This is a genomic window from Embleya sp. AB8 (genome assembly GCF_049739465.1).
Taxonomy (GTDB): domain Bacteria; phylum Actinomycetota; class Actinomycetes; order Streptomycetales; family Streptomycetaceae; genus Embleya.
The window spans coordinates 138,594-156,976 of sequence record NZ_JBMHHY010000007.1; the positions used below are offsets into that span (position 1 = coordinate 138,594).

The window sequence follows — 18,383 nt, forward strand, 5'->3', positions numbered from 1 at the left end:
CGCGAGCGGGCGCGGCGCGAGAGAGGCAGGGCGGGCGCGGCCATACGCCGACCACCGCCCGACCACGGCCGCACCACCCACACCCGCCCGGAACGGCACAGCCAATCCAGCCCGTCCGACGCTTGAGGACAAGCGGGCCACAGGCCGACCACGGCGACCACGGTCAGCACCTGCATCCGCCCGGATCGGCACAGCCAATCCAGCCCGTCCGGCGCTTGAGGACAAGCAGGCCGCAGGCCGACTGCGGCGACCACGGCCACCTCCCACACCCGCCCGGAACGGCACAGCCAATCCAGCCCGTCCGGCGTTTGAGGACAGGCGGGCCGCAGGCCGACTGCGGAACGACCCAGCCACATCAGCCCGTCCGGCGCTTGAGGACAAGCAGGCCGCAGGCCGACTGCGAGACGACACAGCCAATCCAGCCCGTCCGGCGTTTGAGGACAACCGACACCCGCACACCCCTACGCGCGGCCCGCCAACCTCGCCCTGTCCACCTGGCGGATCGCATCGTCGATGGTCGACTGCGCCGAGTCCAACCACACGTGGGTGATGTCGAAGCTCTCCCCCACCTCCACCGGCCACCGATGCAACCGCCGTTCCTCCCCCGCCTCGGCCGGCCGCGAGTGCAACAGCGCGTGGCTGATCCGGGCCACCGCCGCGAGTTCCTCCCCGGCCGTACGCAACCACTCGCGCACCCCCGCGTCGGTGACGTGGCCGACGTTGCCCGGGTCCTGGAGGGCCTTCCCGATCGCCCCGGCCGACCGGCCCGCCAGCTTGCGCGGTCGCAGGCCCGGCGGCAGGCCGGACAGCCGGGACAGCTCGGCCAGCACCAGCCCCTCGACCAGGGTCACGGAGTAGGTCAGCCGGCCGATCTTCAACAGGTAATCGTCATCTGGAAGCACCCCAGCATTCTGCGCCACCCACCACACCCCTCGCCGGTATCCCCGCCCCGCGTGTCTTGTGAATCCGCCGCCGTCGCGGCCGTGTTGTAAGGTTTTACAGACGTGTAGAAGTTCGACCCATCGGGTGGCTCGGGGAGGGGCGGCGATCGCCCGAATGGAGGCGGACGGCGTACTGGTGTCCGAGCATCGCATGGTGGACGGCCACAATCGACGGATGTATCGGGCGTCCGCGGCAACCCGGGAGCGACCGGCGCGCAAGCGTGCGCCCCGAGCCGAGGCACACCCGGGACCGGACCCGTCGTGATCGTTGGGGGAGAGACATGAGTCCGCTGGTGTATTTCGTGCTCGCCGCGGCGGGATTCGCCGCCGCATATGTGTACACGTACCGCGTGCGCAAGGAAGGGAAGTCGCCCCGCGGCCAGGTGCCTCGACTGGGCTCGCTGGACCTGTACGACACGGCCCTGCTCGCCGGCGGCCTCGGTCGGGCCGTGGACGTGGCCACGGTCACCCTGCACGCGCGCGGGATCGTGCACATCGACGGCGCCGGCCGGGTCACCGACCTCGGGGCGCACCCACCTACCGACCCGATCGCGGCCTCCGTGCTCGACGCGCTGCGCGCCCAGGGCGGTACGGCCTCGTTCACCGAACTGCGCGTGGCGGTGGCCCCGAGCCCGACCGTACTGGCCGTCGAGCAGCGCCTGTTCGCGCTGAAGCTGCTCAACCCGGGGGCGCGCGGGCCCAGGCCGCGCCTGGCCCGGGTGATCCTCGCCGCGGTGACCGCACTCACCCTGGCCGGCCTGTTCGTACCGGGGATCGCCGGTTCGCCCACCGAGCACACCGTGTGGTGGGTGGTGAACCTGGTGCTCTTCCTGGTCGGCGCCGTCGGGTGCGCGGGCATGGCGTGGTGGCTGTTCGAGCGCTACGACAAGCTGGAGGGCCCACTACCCGACCATGCCCGGATGTACCTGGAGCAGATGGCGTTCTATCCCCAGGCGGGTCTGGCCAACGTCGCCGCGGCGCAGCCCGGCGGCGCGGGATTGGCCCGCTTCGCGCTCGCCGGGCCCGAGTGGGTCGGCGATCCGGCGCTGGCGGCGGTGTTGTTCGAGGCGCTGCGCGGCGGTGCCGGCCGGATCCGCAGCCGGGGCTGGACCGAGGACCAGTGGCACCGGGCGGCCAACGCCCGTACCCCACTGGGCGGCCCCGGGCTGATCGACCCGACGCCGGCGGATCAGCCTCCGCCGACGTACGGCAGCCCGAACGGGGCGGCGGCACATTGGTCGAACGGCGGCTACGCACCCCCGCCGGGACCACAGCCCTTCGACGACCCTCGGGAGTAGTCCGTCCGGACGCCCGGGCGGGTAGGGGTCGCGGCGGTCGGGGGAGCGGCGAAGGGCCGTCCCCTCACAGCGGCGTCGCCGCGATCAGGAGCAGGACCAGGGCGATCCCGGCGTTGACCGCGGACAGTACGGACATCGTCGTCCCGGTGGCCGCGACCAGTGCCGCGACGCCCGCGCGGGAGCGGGGTTTGGGCCAGGCGGCGAGCGGTGCCGGGCCGAGCAGCGCGGCCACTCGGCGCGGTACCGGTCCCGGCGCGGCGAAGGCCGGTGCGACGAACGGCGGGCGGCCCTTGGCGGCCAGTGCGGCCTTGCCCACCGCGCGCGCGATGGTCCGCCGGTCGCCGAGCGCCTCGGCGGCGTCCTCGTCCGCCCAGCGCTCGACCGTGTAGGCGACGCTCGTGTGGATCGGCTGCAGCAGCGGATGCGCACAGGCCGCCAGGCGCGTCGCGGCGAGCGCCAGGTGGTGGCGTCCGCGCAGGTGGGCCCGCTCGTGGGCGATCAGCGCGCGGCGCTCCTCGTCGTTGAGCGGGATCAGCATCCCGGTGGACACCACGATGCGATCCGGCGGCCCGCGCAGCGCGTACGCGTAGGGCGTCGCGTCCGGCAGCACGGTCAGTTCGGTGGTCGCGGGCACTCCCGCGACGGCGTTCAGGGCCAGGCGGTGTTCGGCCCGGCCGCGCAGGTGGGTGATCACGACACTGACCAGGATGGTCAGGAAGGCGGGTATCGCGAGGATCCCGAACAGGCTGACATGCGGGATCGCGTCGCGTACCTCGGGGTCCGACCAGCCGTCGGGCAGCGGGTTGCCGGGCAGTTGCGCGGTGCCCACCACGACAAGCAGCGCGAGGCAGACGGTGCTGCACACCGCCAGGACCACCGAGACCACGGTCAACAACCGGGTGGCCGTACGCGGATGCAGATGGTCACTGGCCAGGCGCGCCACCGGAATCGCGGTCAACGGCAACAACAGCGGCAGATACAGCACCACGAGCATTGCTCAGCCCCGGCTCTCGGCCGGTGCGTCCGAGCTCAACAGAGCCCGCAGGGTCGACTCGTCGGCGGCGGAGAGTTCGGACACGAAGCTGGCCAGGACGGCCTGCCGATCGGCCTCGTGGTCCAGCAACTCGCGCATCCGCCGGGCCACCACGCCGGCCTCGTCGGTGACCGGGGTGTAGGCGTACGCCCGGCCCACTCGGGCCCGGGCCAGCAGTCCCTTGTCGTGCAGTCGGGACAGGATGGTCACCACCGTGGTGTAGGCCAGGTTGCCGGCCAGTTCACTTTGTACCCAGGCGGCGGTCTTGGCGCCGCGCGCCACCCACAGCAGCGCCAGCACTTCCGATTCCAGCTCGCCCGGACCGCGCCGGACACCGCGTGCCGACGGCTTGCCGGGATTCTGACGGACCGTCATGTCGCCTCCGGTGCTCGTTCCGCGCCAAGGTTCTACACATGTGTAGAGTATCGCCGCCCCGAGAGCCACCCGACCGCCATCGACGACAACCTGTTTTCGCCATATCCTTGACGTAGTCAAAAACCCTTGCCTATCGTTCCCGTGCCGACGTGGGTCGCGCGGGACGACGAGCACGAGGGGATCACCATGGCGGGCGGCGTGAGCGGCGAGGGCACGATCGACGGGTTCCAGGTGCATGGGCAGGACATCCCGTGGCTGCTGCGCCACTGGGCCGAACACCGACCCGAGCATCCCGCGCTGATCTGGGAACCGGCCGACGGCACCGCCCGCACCTGGACCTACGCGCAACTCCTCGCCGACACCGACCGATTGGCCGCCGGCCTGACCGAACGCGGCATCACACCCGGCACCAAGGTCCTGCTCCACAGCGAGAACTGCCCCGAAATGGTCCTCGCCTGGCTCGCCTGCGCCACCGTCGGCGCGGTCGCGGTGACCACGAACACCCGCGCCACGGCCGCCGAGATCGCCTATTTCGTGGCTCGCGCCGGCTGCGTCGCGGCGATCACCCAGCCCCGCTTCCGGACACCGCTGACCGAGTCGGGCGCAACACTCGACTGGATCGCGGTGATCGGCGACCCGGCCGCCGACGAAGCCGCCGACCCGACCACCCTCGACTTCGCCGACCTGTACGCGGCCGCCCGGGCCTGGCCGGGGCGCCCCGCCGAGCCGATGCTCCCCTTCGGCATCATGTTCACCTCGGGCACCACCAGCCGCCCCAAGGCGGTCGTGCACACGCACGCCAACGCGATCTGGGCAAGCCGCTCGGGACCGCGCAGCATCGACCTGGGCCCCGACGACCGATACCTGATCCACCTCCCGTTCTTCCATGTCAACGCACAGAGTTGGTCGTTCTTCTCGGTGCTGGGGGTAGGCGCCACCGCCGTGCTGATGCCGAAATGGTCGACCAGCCGGTTCTGGGACGTGGTCGCACGTCGCGAGATCACCCACATCTCGCTGATGCCGTTCTGCTTCGGCACGCTCGCCGCGCCGGACCGGCCGCGAACCGCCCTGCGGGTGGGCGTGTTCGGGCAGGTGGCACCGGCGCTGGACCAGATGCTCGGACTGCGCGTGTACGCCGCCTTCGGGATGACCGAGACGGTCACCCACGCAATCACCGGCAAGCCGGCCGAATACCTGCCCGCCCGTTCGATGGGCCGCCCCGCGCCGGGCTACGCCTGCGCGGTGATCGATCCGGAGACGGGCCGGGAATGCGCCGAGGGCGAGGTCGGCGAGTTGTGGCTGCGTGGTGCGCGGGGGGTTCAGCTGTTCCTGGAGTACTACGGCGACCCGGCGGCCACGGAGGCCGCGTTCGCGGGCGAGTGGTTCCGTACCGGCGACATGGTGATGCTCGGCGCGGGCGGCAACGTGTTCTACCGCGAGCGGGACAAGGACCTGCTCAAGGTCGGCGGGGAGAACGTGTCGGCCCGCGAGGTGGAGGACGTGATCACCGGTGTCGGCGGCGTCGGATCGGTCGCCGTGGTGGGCAAGCGGCACGACTTCCTGGACGAGGTCGTGGTGGCGTTCGTGATCCGCACGGCGAACGCACCGGACGAGGCGGCCCTGGAAAAGTCCATCCTGGAGTTGTGCCGGGAACGCCTGTCCGACTACAAGGTGCCGCGCGCGGTCTACTTCGTCGACGCGTTCCCGCTCGGCACGCTCGACAAGGTGCTGAAGAAGACGCTGCGCGAGATGGCGGACGCGCGCCCGGCGGTGTGAACCCGGCCGTCAGCGGAGCTGCGCCAGGAAGGTCGCGGGCGGCACGGCCTCGCCGGCGGCGTCCAGGACGGTCAGCGGCGTGCCGTCCCGCAGCACCGTCGGCGTGCCGGTCACTCCGGAGTGGGTGAAGTCCGCCTGGGCCCGCGCAACCCAGTCACGATGGGTGAACTCGCGTACGGCCCGGTCGAATTCGGCACCCCGCAGCCCACGGACCTCGGTCGCCGCGTCGAGCAGGAACGCGGGATCGGCGAACCCGTCCACCGCCTCGTCGGGCTGCCGGGCGTACAACACGGCCAAATAACCCAGGAACGCCCCCTGCCCGACCTCGGCCGCCGCCCGCAACGCATTCACCGCCCGATGCGACCCTTCCCCACCAAGCCGGCCATCGAGAAACGTCGCGAAGTGATACCGCAACACAAACCGCCCATCATCCGCCAACCCCCGAAAGGTCACCCCGAGCGCCAACTCCATCCGGCGGCAATAGGGACAACGCGGATCGGCATAAAAATCCAGACAACGAGCCAACTCGGCCGGCCCATAAACAAGCGCGGTCCCATGAACACCGAGGGCAGTACGAAAACTCATGCCCCACGTGTGTCCGCGAATCCCGATCCCAACGCGCAACACCCACCGTTCGGCCGAACTGACCCAACCCAGCCAACCGCGGGGCGACCCAGGCCATCCAGCCCGGCCGACGTTTGAGGACAAACGGGCCGCAGCCCGACTGCGGAGCGACCCAGGCACACCAGCCCGTCCGGCGTTCAAGGACAAGCAGGCCGCAGGCCAGCGACCCAGCAAATCCAGCCCGTCCGGCGCTTGAGGACAAGCAGGCCGCAGGCCCACTGCGCAGCGAGACAGGCAATCCAGCCCGTCCGGCGCTTGAGGACAAACGAGCCGCAACCCCACTGCGAGACGACCCAGCCACATCAGCCCGTCCGGCGCTTGAGGACAAGCAGGCCGCAGGCCCGCTGCGGAGCGACCCAGCAAATCCAGCCCGTCCGGCGCTTGAGGACATCGCGGCGCCAACCCCGATCGTGCCGGGGCCCGGTCGCCGACCTCGCGGTTCGGCGACCGGGCCCGGAACGACCCACCCGTCAGAGCTGCTGCGCCGTGGGCGTGGAGGCCCCCGGCTGAGCAAGCTGTTCGATCTCGGACATACACGCCACGCAGAACGACTCCCGCCGACGGGTGCCGTCCACCTCCCGGAAGCTCGGCAACGTCTCCCCGCACAACGCCGTGTCCTCGCGCTCCACCGCGTGCCACACGACTTTTTCCGGACTTTCGACCGCTCGCATCACGTGCATTTCCGCTCCCGCGTGGTGGGCTCAATCAGCCTCACCATGCAAGCCGCGCACGGGCCCGCGCGCATCTCAACGACACGGCCGACATCCACGATCGACCGGGTCGGCCGTCCGCCGTACGCGAAGGTGCCGAGGTAGCCGACTCGCCGGGCCCGATCGAGACGCGCGGGGCCGGGTTCGCCCGACCGGGTGAGCGGCGCAGGACCGGCGACCCGCGACGCCCACTCAGCCGGCCCCGCAGCGATACAGTGCGTGACGCAGCGCCTGCTCGAGCGCGCCCGCGTCGACGGACGGGTCCAGGTGGGTGAACGGAACACAATGGCCACCGGCTCCGAGGTCGATGGCCGGTACGCAATGGTGGTCGGGCGCGGGGTCCTGGTTCGGCACGAAGTGCGGATCCAGGCGGGCCAGGGTGTCCTCGATGGCCTCGGTGAGGATGGTCAATGCCTCGTCCAGCGATGCCGGTGCGGTCATGGACGGATAACGAGTGCCGGATTCGCCCGAAACGGCGCCGGGGCAAACGTCGCCGGGCGCGGCACCGGTGCACGGTGGCCCGACCGCCACTTGCCCGCCGTCGGCGGACCATGCACCGTGGCGCGCGCCACCGCGCACAGCTCCGTGAGGGTGCCCGGAAAGTCGGCGAACAGGTGGACCGCGACGGCCCAGGCCTCCGGATCCGTGCCCAGGCCGGGGTCGGTGACGGCGCGGACCTCGGCGCAGGGCTCGGGGTTCAGCCGGCGGCGGGGTTCACGTGGGTCGCGGATCAGGGTGGCGAGCAGTTTGGCCGGGCGCGGAGCGTGCCGGATCAGGTCGCCCGCGTCGAAGACCCGCAGTTCGCGCCATTCGCCGTCGTGCCAGCGGTTCAGACGCGCGGTCGCGGCCAGGCCGAACTCGCGGGTGCGCCCCCAGTGTTGAATCAGCGGACGGATCGTCGCCTCGGGCCAGTCCTCGGCGGCCACCGCCTCGGTCAGCGCATCCCACGGCAACACCAGGCATTGGCGCGCGAGTTCGGTCAGCGCCGCAACCGGGTCGGCGGCCTCCCGGACGGACCGCAACCGGTCGACCACCGTCCCCGGCGTGGCATGCGCGGCGAGCAGTGCCGCGCGGACCGGCGCCGAGCACGGCGTGTAGACCAGGAGATGTTGCGCGGTGCGTTGATCAAGAAAGGGCGCGAGAGCCACCACGACCGGCTCGGGTGCACACCGCAACAGGTTCAGCAACGCGAGTCGAACACCACGCGGATACACAACCGGAAACTCCGCCGGCCCACCATCCACCCACGACACCACCCCCACCGGGCTCGCAGGGCCGACGGACCCGGGCGCGGGAGCAAGCACAGGCGCGGCGGCGGAGGCGGGCGTAACATCCGGCGGCGACGCCGGCTCCGACCCGACCGAAGCCGCAGCAGCGGCAGCGGCAGCGGCAGCGGCAGCGGCAGCGGCGGATGCGGCCGCGATCAGTTCACGTGCCGACCCGGCAAACGTGCCCAGCAGGCGGGACAGCTCCGCCCACGCCGCCGGCTCCGCGCCCAGTGGGGCGCACAGGTCGGCCACCGCCCGGGTCACCGTCGGGCGGTCGCCCGGTAGGGCCTCCAGGACCGCGCGGGCCGGTCGTGCCTCGGTCAGCGCCCGCTCCGGGGTGAACGTCCCGTCCTCGATGCCCAGTTGCAAGAACCTGCCGAACCCGTGTCGCCGATGGTCGAGTCGTTTGTCGTGGATCAGCTCGAACGGCAGGCCGTGCGCGCGCGAGACGGTGCGGTCGAAATCGACCCGCAGCGCGTCCTCGACCAGTTCGCGCGGACAGTCGGCCGCGCCCGCGAGGTGGGCCAGCGCCCGGTTGCCGAACGGCGCGCGGCCATGTTCGCGCCGAAGCAGCTCCGGGTCGAGCGACGGCGCGTGTTGCAGCCACAGGTTGGACTCGCGCAGGCGCAGCCGCATCAGGACCTGGATCTGCGCCGGATCGGTCCACTCCCCGCGCGGCCGGTGGGCGGCCAACCGCCGGCCCGGCGAGGGCCCCGCGGCGGCGGTCCGCAGCAGGTCCGGCAGCCCGTCGTGGCCGAGTTCCCGCCCGGCCAGCCGGGCCAGCTCCGCGCCGCCGCAACGTTCGGCCACCTCGACGCACAGGTCCACGGCCACCGCGAACGGCAGCCGGGCGCAGTACTCCTCCGCGACGGCGAAGGTGACTTCCGGAAACGGCCCGCGCGCCGCGACCAGCGGATCCCGCCGCGCGCTGTTCCACGTTTCCGCCGCGAGCCCGAACTTCACGTGCCAGCACGGGTCGGCGGGATCCGCAACGCTCGCGAAGATGCTTTCGGCAAGCCCGGGACAGGACCACGAATAGGTACGGAGCAGTCGGGACGCGGCGGTCGGGTCGCCGATTCGTGCGGTGCGGACGAGCAGTTCGCTCGACCACCCGCCCTCCGCCGTGATCGCCGCGGCGGCACGGTCGGTCCCGATCAGCGCGTCGGCGACCGCGTGGGCCAGCCCGAGCTTCGTGCCGAACAGCCGTACCAGGTGCGGCCGAAACCGTTCGGCGAGTGCGTCGGCCACCGCCGGCGGGGCCAGCCGCAGGGCGGCGGCCAGTTCCAACATCGGGCCGAACCTCCTTTGGCGCGAGGGGGATTAGATCCTGCCACACCCCCGCACTCCCGCACCCGCGCACCCCCGCACCCCCACGCACAGGCCGTACGAGCCGTACGAGCTGTACGGCCGTACGAGCCGGGAGCACCGCCCCGGGCCCGGGCCCTCGACACCGCGCGAGTCCGGAGCAGCGCCCGGACACGCCGCCGTGCGGCGAACGGGTGACGGTCGCCGAGACCGGCCCGCCCGTGTTGTTCCCTGGACGGGTACATCCGGGCGCACGGTGCGTACGGGGTACGTACCGCTGTCCGCCATCCGTCCAGGAGGCCCTCGTGTCCATCGCTCCCGGCAAGTTGTCCGATCCCGTCGTCGGCGCGTTCGTCGCGGCCGTCAACGCGCACGACCGGGATGCCTTCGGCGCGCTGTTGACCCCGGACGCGGCGATGGCCGACGACGGTTCGGAGCGTGACCTGCACGATTGGGTCGATCGGGAGATCTTCTCCGCCAACGGTCACATGGACGTGCATTCCGAGTCAGACGGCGGCCGGGCCCTGGTGGTCGACTACCGCAACGACACGTGGGGCGAGATGCGCACCGCGTGGCGTTTCACCGTCTCCCCCGACAACCGGATCAGCCGCTTCGAGACGGGTCAGGCGTAATCCGGGACCCGGGCGGCCCTCGGTGAGGGCGAGACTTGCCCCCGGAATGGCAAATAGTGCAAATCACCCCAATCGCCCGCTCGGCAACCGACGCAGAATGGTAGGAGGAGCGGCAGCCCGCGTGGGCTGCCTGGACGGTGACGACGATGAGCATGATCACGACCCTGGCCGCGGACTACGCGCGACGCGGCGGGCACATGCACGACGAAGGCGGCCGGCACTGGGTGTGGGGGTCTCTGATGATCCTGTTCCTGATCCTCCTGGTGATCGCGGTGGTGTGGTTCGTCCGGACCCGCACGCTCGCGTGCCGTCCCTCGGCGGGCGGTGTGGAGAGCGCCGAGCAGATTCTCGCCGGCCGGTTCGCCCGCGGTGAGATCGAGGCGGACGAGTACCACGAGCGTCTCGCGGTGTTGCGCGCCACGCCGGACGGCGGAGGCGGCGGGGGTGGCGGAGGCGGCGGCCGATTCGGCCGCAAGGACCGACCCGAGGGCTGAGCCGACCCGAGGGCCGAGCCGACCGGGTGGCCGGCGTCAGGACGCTTCGAGTTCGAGGAACCAGCGGACCGCGGCGGCCGTGCCGAGCCGGTTGGAGTCGGTGTGCGTGACGTCCGCGCCGAACCGGGTCACCTGTACGTCCGTACCGCGCGCCCGCAGCGAAGCCAGGCAGTGTGCGGTGTTCGCGGGCGCGGCCTCCTTGTCGTGCACCGCCGCGAAGAGCCGTACCGGCACCCGGGGACGCCAGTTCGCGCACACCGAATCGGTTTCCCGAAGCGCTGCGGCGAACGCGCCGGTGGGCCGGGTCAGCAGCGCCCGGCCGCGGTCGGTCAGCAGGTCGTCGAGGGAGTCCGGGGTCGCCGCCAGGATCTCCCGGGGTCGGTGCGAGCCGTCCAGGAGGCCTTCGATGGTGTCCGCGTACGGGGCCTTGAACACCTCCGCCGGCGCGTCGTAGAGGTGGTGCAGGCGGTTGTAGGCGACCAGGAGCAGGCTCGTGTAGATCACGCTCGCCTTGGTGTCCAGCTCGCCCGCGAGCAGGGCCGGCAGTTCGGCGCCGGCGAAATCGTATGCCCCGCCGATCGGCGCGATCGCGCCGATCCGGAACCACGGATCCGCGCCGGATTGCAGCGCGCGGGCCAGGCCGAGCGCGGCCGACGCGCCCTGGGAGAACCCGCTCACGTACACCTCCCGCCGCATGCTCCGCCCCTGCGCGTCGGCGAACCGCCGGGCCGCGCGCAGCAGATCGACGGATGCGGTGGTCTCCGAGGGGACATCCATCCACGGGTGCGCGCCCGGCCCCTCACCCTGCCCGAGATAGTCGGGCATGGTGGCCGCGAAGCCCGCCGAGGCGTAGGTCAGCGCCGGTGCGCTGCCCCAGGGGTCGACGGCGGTGGATGGCGCGTCCCGGCGATACAGCTCGGTGCCGTGCGTGAACGACACCACGCGCAGGCGGCGTTCGGCGGTCTCGGGGAGGGCGAACAGGCCGGTGGCCGTGGTGGGTCGGCCGCCGGCGTCGACGGTGCGGTAGACGAGCCGGTACACCGCGACCGCGTCGCGTACCGCGCCGATGTCCCAACGATTGTCGGCGAGTTCCCGGCGGATCCGGTCGGCGGGCACGGTACGCAGCAGTGTGGCCCGCACGAGCGCGCCACGTTCCTGCCGGCCGTCGGCTGCGGCCTGCCCCGGGGGTGGGGTGTCGGCTCGGGCGGCGGTCGCGGTGACGGGCATCGCGAGGACGCCGGCGAGCGCGAGGGTCACGGTGATTCGGCGGGCCGCGGGCCGGCCTCCGGGGGTGTGGGCGCCCGCGTGGGGCGCCGTGCGCTTGGTCATGTCTCGACGGTAGGAATCCCGCGCGAGCGCGGACAGCCGGTCACCCGGGGGGCCGGACTCCGGGCCGGCCGGGGGCGATCGTGGGGCGCGCCGTCTTGACGCGAGAGCCCGGGTGTGCGTGTCGCCGATGCGGGTTCGACACGCACCATTTCCGGATATCTCCAGCCAAAGCCGACTCTGCGCTGCTGGAATGGGAGCCCCACCGCACCGTGCCCTCGACGTTGCACCGTGCCCCGACGACGAGGGATGTGACCCATGGCGGCCCAACTCCCGCCGCGACACCCGATGCCCCCCGGGCGGATCGGCCGGGCGCCCGGTGCCTGGCCCGTCGCGGGCCACCTCCCGCACCTGATGCGCGCGCCGTTGCGCTTCCTCGGCTCGCTGCCGGCGTACGGGGACCTGGTCGAGATCCGGATCGGCAGCCGCCCCACGTTCGTGTTGTGCCACCCCGAACTCGCCCGGCAGGTGATGAGCGACGGGCACACCTTCGACCGGCTCGGCCCGGTCTACGACGGCTCGCGCGCCGCCATGGGCAACGGGCTCGCCACCTGCCTGCACGCCGAGCACCGCCGGCAGCGGATCCTGTTGCAACCGGCGTTCCGTACCGACCATCTGAGCGATTACGCCGACGTGATGCGGCGGGACATCACCGCCATGGTGCGGCGATGGCGGCCGGGCGCGGTCCTGGACATGGTCGACGAGATGTTCGCCCTCACCACCACGACGGCCGTGCACACCCTGTTCGGGTCCGGTATCGGCGCACACGACCTCGCCGACCTGCGGGACAACCTGGACGTCTACCTCAGGGGCGTCTACCTGCGCGTCCTGCTGCCGGCGATGGACTCGCTGCCCACACCGGGCAGTCGGCGCTACCGCCGGAGCCTGGCCGCCTGGCAGGCCCACGTGACGCGCATCATCGCCGAACGCCGCGCGGCCGGCGCGACCGGCGCCGACGACACCGACGGACGGGATCTGCTGGGCCGCCTGCTGGCTGCCCGGGACGAGGCGGGCGAGCCGCTCACCGAGGACGAACTGCGCGACCAGGTCGCCGTGTTGATCCTGGCCGGCGCCGAAACCACCTCCTCGGCATTGGCCTGGAGCCTGCACCTGCTCGCCGCCCACCCCGAGGCGGAGGCCGCCCTGCATGCCGAGGTCGACGCGGTCCTCGGCGGACGCGTCGCCGAGCCGGCCGACCTGCCACACCTGGACCGGACGCGCCGCGTGCTCTACGAGGCGCTCCGCCTGTACCCGCCGGCCTGGGCGCTCACCCGGACCGGTACGCGCGCCGTCGAGGTGGCCGGACGCCGGCTGCCCGAGGGCACCACGTTCCTCTTCAGCCCGTACATCCTGCACCGGCACCCCGACTTCCACCCCGACCCGGAATGCTTCCGCCCCGACCGCGACTTCGCCGACGACGCGGGCACGGAAGGGCCCTGGGCACGCAGTACGTTCGTGCCGTTCGGTATCGGGCCCACCAAGTGCATCGGGGACGACTTCGCGGTGACCGAGGCGACGCTCGCCCTGGCCTCGATCGCCTCCCGGTGGCGACTGCGCCCGGCGTCCAGGTCCCCGATCCGAGCCGCGCCGCGCAGCCTGCTGACGCCGCGCACCCTGCCGATGCGGCTGATCCGCCGCTGACCCGCCGACCTGCCGCCGCCGACGTGCCGCGGCCCGGCGGCCCGCGCCCGTCGCGTCGGCGCCACCGGGCCCGGGCTCGCTCGGCTACGGCTGGTCACGCGTCGTCGGCAATGCCTTCCCCGATCGCACCGAACAACAACGTCCAATTTCCGGGCAGGCGTCCCAGGGCGAAGCCGAGGTGGAAGCGGACCACCGTCCACTCGTCCGACCCGGGCTCCGCCTCGCCGGCCCGGACGACGGTCAGGCAATGATCGAGGCATCCGACCGGGTCGTCCTCGTCGAACTCCAGCCGCCGGTAGGCCGCGAGCAGCTCCGGGGGCAGGGACAGTGATTCGTCCCACCCGGCCACCGCGTCGAGCAGGTAGAGCAGATGACCGTCGGGGGCCGGGAGTTCGGCACCCAGGTGGGCCGTGTCGAACTCCCGGTCGGCGTCCTCGGCGACCAGATTCGATTGTGTCACCGCCGCCTCGACCAGCTCCGCCCAGTAGGCCCGGTCGTGCTCGCCGTCGGTCTGTCGCAGGTGTTCGCTCGCGAACGCCGCCATCACGGCCGGGTCGTCGATCAGCGGCGAGACGATCATGTCGCTCCGGTAGTCGAAGCCGAAGTAGTACCGGCGCCCGTCGAGGACGAGCGATTCGACGCCGGCCACGTGGCCGATCCGTCCGGGCAGGGGCGCGGGGTGCCGCGCGGGGTTCGAGTCCATGCGCACGACGGTAGCGGCGGCGGCCGACCGGAGGCGGCCCGCCCACTACCGTGCGGCCCTGTGCCGGGTGAGATCGGTACCGTCGGCCGGACGCCCGGGGCTCAGCCCGCCGCCACCGCGTACCAGACCGCCGTGTCCGCCGGCAGCACACCGCCGCCGGGGAGGTCGCCGCTCGCCAGGAGCACCGTTCCGTACTCGGGGAGTCGGACCGGCTCCGGGGTCGGGTTCACCGCGCAGATCAGGTCCTCGCCACGCGCGAAGACCAGGGTGTCCCCGGGCGAATCGAGCCAGTGCAGCTCGGTCGCGTCGCCGAGGGACTCGTGGGTCCGGCGGATGGCGAGCGCGGTGCGGTACAGGGACAGGGTCGAGGTCGGGTCGTCCCATTGGGCCTCGACGGTCAGGTCCCGCCAGGCGCTCGGCTGCGGGAGCCAGGGGGCCGCGCTGCCCGGGGTGGCGAAGCCGTAGGGGGCCTGCCGGCCGGACCACGGCAGGGGTACGCGGCAGCCGTCGCGGCCCCGCTCGGTGTGGCCGGAGCGTTCCCACCTCGGGTCCTGGAGTACCTCGTCGGGCAGGTCGAGCACCTCGGGCAGGCCCAGTTCCTCGCCCTGGTAGACGTAGACCGAACCGGGCAGGGCCAACGTGGTCAGCGCCGCGGCCCGGGCTCGGCGCAGGCCGATCGCGCCGTCGCCGTAGCGGGTCACGTGGCGGTGTACATCGTGGTTGGACAACACCCATGTCGCGGGCGCGCCGACCGCCGCCGCGCCGGCCAGCGACGCGTCGATCACCTCGCGCAGCGCGGGCGCCGACCAATCGGTGCCCAGGTAGTGGAAGTTGAACGCCTGGTGCAGCTCGTCCGGCCGGACGTAGCGCGCGGTCCGCTCGGGGCTGGGCGTCCAGGCCTCCGCGACGGCTATGCGCGCGCCCGGGTAGGAGTCCAGGATCCGTCGCCAGGCGCGGTAGATCTCGTGTACGCCGTCCTGGTCGAAGAACGGCAGTTCGGCGCTGCCGAGCAGTTCGACCCCGGCGCCCGTGCCGATGTCCGGCAGCCCCGGCGCCTTGATCAGGCCGTGTGCGACGTCGACCCGGAACCCGTCCACGCCCAGGTCCAGCCAGAACCGCAGGATGTCCTCGAACTCGGCCCGGACCTCCGGGTGTTCCCAGTTCAGGTCCGGCTGCTCCGGGGCGAACAGGTGCAGATACCAGTCGCCGTCCGGCACTCGGGTCCAGGCCCGGCCGCCGAACACCGACTCCCAGTCGTTGGGCGGCAGTTCGCCGTCGACCCCGCGACCGGGCCGGAAGTGGTACCGCTGCCGCCCGGCCGAGCCGGGGCCGGCCGCCAGCGCCTCGACGAACCACGCGTGCGCCTCGGAGGTGTGATTGGGCACCACGTCGACGATCACCCGCAGACCGTGCGCATGCGCGTCGCGCAGCAACGCCTCGGCGTCCGCCAACGTGCCGAACAGCGGGTCCACGGCCCGGTAGTCGGCGACGTCGTAGCCGTGATCGGCCTGTGGCGAGGCATAGAACGGGGTGAGCCACACCGCGTCCACGCCCAGCGCGCTCAGGTAGCGCAGCCGGCTGCGCACACCGGGCAGGTCGCCGACCCCGTCGCCGTTGCCGTCCGCGAAGCTGCGCACGTACACCTGATAGATCACCGAGTCGCGCCACCAACCGGTGGTCGTACGGGTGTTCATGGTCGTGAGGGTCATTCGAGAACATCCTTCGGTGGAACCTGGCGGGAAAGGCGAAACAGGAACGGCACGCGGGACCTCAGCTCTTCACCGCACCCGCCGTCAGCCCGCCGACGATGAACCGTTGCAGGAACTGGAACAGCACCAACACCGGGAGCGCGGCGATCAGCACGCCCGCCGCGAACACGCCCCAGTTGCGGCCCACCCCATAGGAGATGAAGTGGTAGAGCCCGACCGCCAACGTCTGCTTGTCCGGGTCGCCCAGCACCAGGCTCGCGATCACGAAGTCGTTGAGCGTCGCGACGAAGGACAGCAGCGCCACCACCGCCAACACCGGTGCCACCAGCGGCAGCATGATCCGGAAGAACACCTGCGCGTGCGACGCGCCGTCGATCCGCGCCGCCTCGTCCAGATCGCGCGGCACGGTGTCGAAGAAGCCCTTCATCAGATAGGTGTTCACCCCGAGCGCGCCGCCGAGGTAGATCATCACCAGACCCAGCCGACTGCCCAGGCCGATCGCCGGGAACACCTCGTCGAACGCCGACAGCAACAGGAACAGCGCGACGTAGGCGAGCAGTTGCGGGAACATCTGGACCAGCAGCAGCGTGGTCAACCCCGCCTTGCGGCCCCGGAAGCGGAACCGGGAGAAGGCGTAGCCCGCGCACGCGCCCAGGAACACCGACCCGATCGCGGTGGCCAGGCCGACCGCCATCGAGTTGACGAACCACTTGCCGAACGGATGCATCGGGTCGTCGAACAACTCCCGGTAGTGCGCGCCCGTGGTGTCCGAGAACAGCTCGTTGGAGCCGGTGAGTGTGCCGCTCGGATTCAGCGACGCGGACAGTACGAACACCAGCGGGAAGATCGCCACCAGCACCGCGAGCACCCCGATCAGGTGCCGCCAGCCGGTGCGCGCGAACCAATGGATCATCAGGACTCCTCGAACGCGCGGCTGCGACGCAGGCCGATGACGGAGATCGCGGCGACCACCACGAAGATCAGGATCGAGACGGCGCAGGCCAGGCCGTATTGCCGGGTGCTGCCGCCGAAGGCGAGTTTGTACACCAGCGAGATCAGCAGATCGGTCGAGCCGACCTCGATCGGCGCGTCGGGATCCTTGGGGCCGCCGCCGGTGAGCATGTAGATGACGTTGAAGTTGTTGAAGTTGAAGGCGAAGGTCGCGATCAGCATGGGGGTGACGGACGTCAGCAACAGCGGCAACCTGATCTGCTTCAGCACCTGCCACCGGCCCGCGCCGTCGATCCGGGCCGCCTCGGTGACCTCGGCCGGGATCGCCTGGAGCGCGCCGGTACAGATCAGGAACATGTACGGGAAACTGATCCACACGTTGACCGCGAGCACGCTCAGTCGGGCCGGCCACGGATCGGTCAGCCACGGGATGTGCGCGCCGTCGAGCAGCGAGACGTTGACATAGCCGTAGTCGGTGTTGAGCAGGCCCTGCCACACCAGCGCGGCCAGGAACGCCGGGAAGGCGTACGGCAGCATGATCAGCGAGCGGTAGAACCGGTGTCCGCGCAGGTGTCTCCCGTTCAGGACGGCGGCCAACACCAGCCCGATCGCGAACGGCACGGCGACCGAGACACCCGCGAAGACGAACGTCCACAGCAGCACGCTCAGGAACGGGCCGCGGATGTCCCGATCGGTCAGGATCTTTTGGAAGTTGTCCAGCCCGACGAACACCTTCCAGCCGGGGCTGAGCCGGCTGCCGTCGGGCGCGGCGAACACGCCGTCGGAGGTGGGTCGGTAGACCGTGCCGCGGGCCCGGTCGGTGATCGTGTCGGCGGCGCGGTCGTAGACCAGGGTGGAACGATAGGCGGCGGCGCTGATCCCGTCGGCGGTACGCAGACTGCCGCTGTTCGGGTCCTCCCCGGCGGGCACCCGCAGTTCGCTGATCTCGCGTTGCCGGCCCGCGATCTGAGCGTACGTCAGCGCGGTCCACCCGGGTGCGGCGACCGCCCGGCCGCCGGCGTCGTACACCGGCTGCGCCACCGGCTCGGCCGGATGTCCCGGCCGGCCCAGTCGCACACTGTGGTCGGGCATGGTCAGCAGCAGCCCGACCCGGTCGCCGCGCGCGACCACCGAGGCCGGGAATACGGGCGAGTCGGGGACGCGCGTCTCGCTGTGCGCGAGGATCGCCGCGACCGCGTCGGGCTTGTCGCTGTTGTGGCCGTCGCCGTAGTTGGTGAAGGCGGCGACGCCGGTGTAGAGCACCACGTACACCTGGTAGACCAGAAGCAACGCGACGCCGGGGGCGAGGTATTTCGCGGGCACGTGGCGCTTGCTCGCGTAGACGACGTTCACCGCGACCGTACCCACGAGCAGGGCGCCGAACATCCCCCACGAGTGCCGTGCGGCCAGCGCGAACAGCCCGTAGACCGCGAGGGCGTCGACGGTGGACAGCAGGACGATCCGGGCGGCGAGGCCGGCCGGGCCCCGGCGGAGGGCCGGGGTCGGGCGGGCTCGGCCGGTGGGCCGCGGGTCCGGCGCGGGGGGCGCCGGTCGGTTGGGCAGGGTCTGGGTCACGACGGTCTCTCCTCGTCCGCTC

At 71.9% G+C, this 18,383-nt stretch carries 17 protein-coding genes; 5 read left to right on the forward strand and 12 right to left on the reverse strand.

The annotated features are described in order from the left end of the window. Positions 1-461: 461 nt before the first annotated feature. Positions 462-902: a hypothetical protein gene (locus ABIA38_RS12140; protein ID WP_424638553.1), complete on the reverse strand. Its 441-nt coding sequence runs from the start codon at positions 900-902 to the stop codon at positions 462-464. A 320-nt stretch (positions 903-1,222) separates the two neighbouring features. On the opposite strand from ABIA38_RS12140, the gene ABIA38_RS12145 reads away from it, so the two are divergent. Then, positions 1,223-2,239 (forward strand): TIGR04222 domain-containing membrane protein, encoded by a 1,017-nt coding sequence (locus tag ABIA38_RS12145; protein ID WP_424638554.1) that lies wholly within the window; start codon positions 1,223-1,225, stop codon positions 2,237-2,239. Between the two features lie 64 nt (positions 2,240-2,303). Here the strand turns inward: ABIA38_RS12145 and ABIA38_RS12150 are convergent, their stop codons facing one another. Continuing rightward, a complete protein-coding gene (locus tag ABIA38_RS12150) occupies positions 2,304-3,233 on the reverse strand; it encodes a M56 family metallopeptidase (protein ID WP_424638555.1) in 930 nt (309 codons plus the stop codon). Between the two features lie 3 nt (positions 3,234-3,236). Continuing rightward, positions 3,237-3,647, reverse strand: a complete 411-nt coding sequence (locus ABIA38_RS12155) for a BlaI/MecI/CopY family transcriptional regulator (RefSeq protein ID WP_424638556.1) — start codon at positions 3,645-3,647, stop codon at positions 3,237-3,239. Positions 3,648-3,788: 141 nt separating this feature from the next. Here ABIA38_RS12155 and ABIA38_RS12160 point away from each other — a divergent pair, with 141 nt between their 5' ends. Then, positions 3,789-5,423, forward strand: coding sequence for a class I adenylate-forming enzyme family protein (locus ABIA38_RS12160; protein ID WP_424638557.1), 1,635 nt, complete (start codon positions 3,789-3,791; stop codon positions 5,421-5,423). A 9-nt stretch (positions 5,424-5,432) separates the two neighbouring features. Here ABIA38_RS12160 and ABIA38_RS12165 read toward each other — a convergent pair whose 3' ends face one another. The 4 genes from ABIA38_RS12165 to ABIA38_RS12180 all read right to left on the reverse strand — a co-directional run bounded on the left by ABIA38_RS12165 (position 5,433) and on the right by ABIA38_RS12180 (position 9,315). After that, complete coding sequence (locus ABIA38_RS12165) at positions 5,433-6,350, reverse strand: DsbA family protein (protein WP_424638558.1); 918 nt, start codon at positions 6,348-6,350, stop codon at positions 5,433-5,435. A gap of 167 nt (positions 6,351-6,517) precedes the next feature. Beyond that, positions 6,518-6,727, reverse strand: coding sequence for a hypothetical protein (locus ABIA38_RS12170; RefSeq protein ID WP_424638559.1), 210 nt, complete (start codon positions 6,725-6,727; stop codon positions 6,518-6,520). A gap of 222 nt (positions 6,728-6,949) precedes the next feature. Next, positions 6,950-7,198, reverse strand: coding sequence for a hypothetical protein (locus ABIA38_RS12175; RefSeq protein WP_424638560.1), 249 nt, complete (start codon positions 7,196-7,198; stop codon positions 6,950-6,952). Further along, positions 7,195-9,315, reverse strand: a complete 2,121-nt coding sequence (locus tag ABIA38_RS12180; RefSeq protein ID WP_424638561.1) for a hypothetical protein — start codon at positions 9,313-9,315, stop codon at positions 7,195-7,197. Before ABIA38_RS12180 ends, ABIA38_RS12175 begins: the two co-directional genes overlap by 4 nt. Before the next feature lie 320 nt (positions 9,316-9,635). Between ABIA38_RS12180 and ABIA38_RS12185 the strand changes: the two genes are divergently transcribed. Continuing rightward, on the forward strand, positions 9,636-9,962 hold the full coding sequence (locus tag ABIA38_RS12185) for a nuclear transport factor 2 family protein (protein WP_424638562.1): 327 nt from the start codon (positions 9,636-9,638) through the stop codon (positions 9,960-9,962). 146 nt (positions 9,963-10,108) lie between these two features. Next, a complete protein-coding gene (locus ABIA38_RS12190; RefSeq protein WP_424638563.1) occupies positions 10,109-10,456 on the forward strand; it encodes an SHOCT domain-containing protein in 348 nt (115 codons plus the stop codon). A gap of 36 nt (positions 10,457-10,492) precedes the next feature. On the opposite strand, the gene ABIA38_RS12195 is transcribed toward ABIA38_RS12190, so the two are convergent. Further along, complete coding sequence (locus ABIA38_RS12195) at positions 10,493-11,785, reverse strand: alpha/beta hydrolase family protein (protein ID WP_424638564.1); 1,293 nt, start codon at positions 11,783-11,785, stop codon at positions 10,493-10,495. A gap of 255 nt (positions 11,786-12,040) precedes the next feature. Between ABIA38_RS12195 and ABIA38_RS12200 the strand changes: the two genes are divergently transcribed. Further along, the gene (locus ABIA38_RS12200) at positions 12,041-13,423 is read left to right on the forward strand and encodes a cytochrome P450 (RefSeq protein ID WP_424638565.1); all 1,383 of its coding nucleotides are present in this window, start codon (positions 12,041-12,043) and stop codon (positions 13,421-13,423) included. A 94-nt stretch (positions 13,424-13,517) separates the two neighbouring features. Here ABIA38_RS12200 and ABIA38_RS12205 read toward each other — a convergent pair whose 3' ends face one another. The 4 genes from ABIA38_RS12205 to ABIA38_RS12220 all read right to left on the reverse strand — a co-directional run bounded on the left by ABIA38_RS12205 (position 13,518) and on the right by ABIA38_RS12220 (position 18,361). After that, on the reverse strand, positions 13,518-14,126 hold the full coding sequence (locus tag ABIA38_RS12205) for a hypothetical protein (protein ID WP_424638566.1): 609 nt from the start codon (positions 14,124-14,126) through the stop codon (positions 13,518-13,520). A gap of 101 nt (positions 14,127-14,227) precedes the next feature. Further along, positions 14,228-15,835: a glycoside hydrolase family 13 protein gene (locus ABIA38_RS12210; protein WP_424638567.1), complete on the reverse strand. Its 1,608-nt coding sequence runs from the start codon at positions 15,833-15,835 to the stop codon at positions 14,228-14,230. A 61-nt stretch (positions 15,836-15,896) separates the two neighbouring features. Continuing rightward, complete coding sequence (locus ABIA38_RS12215) at positions 15,897-16,748, reverse strand: sugar ABC transporter permease (RefSeq protein ID WP_424638568.1); 852 nt, start codon at positions 16,746-16,748, stop codon at positions 15,897-15,899. Then, positions 16,748-18,361: an ABC transporter permease subunit gene (locus ABIA38_RS12220; RefSeq protein ID WP_424638569.1), complete on the reverse strand. Its 1,614-nt coding sequence runs from the start codon at positions 18,359-18,361 to the stop codon at positions 16,748-16,750. The genes ABIA38_RS12215 and ABIA38_RS12220 overlap by 1 nt, the downstream gene beginning before the upstream one ends. Positions 18,362-18,383 lie beyond the last annotated feature (22 nt).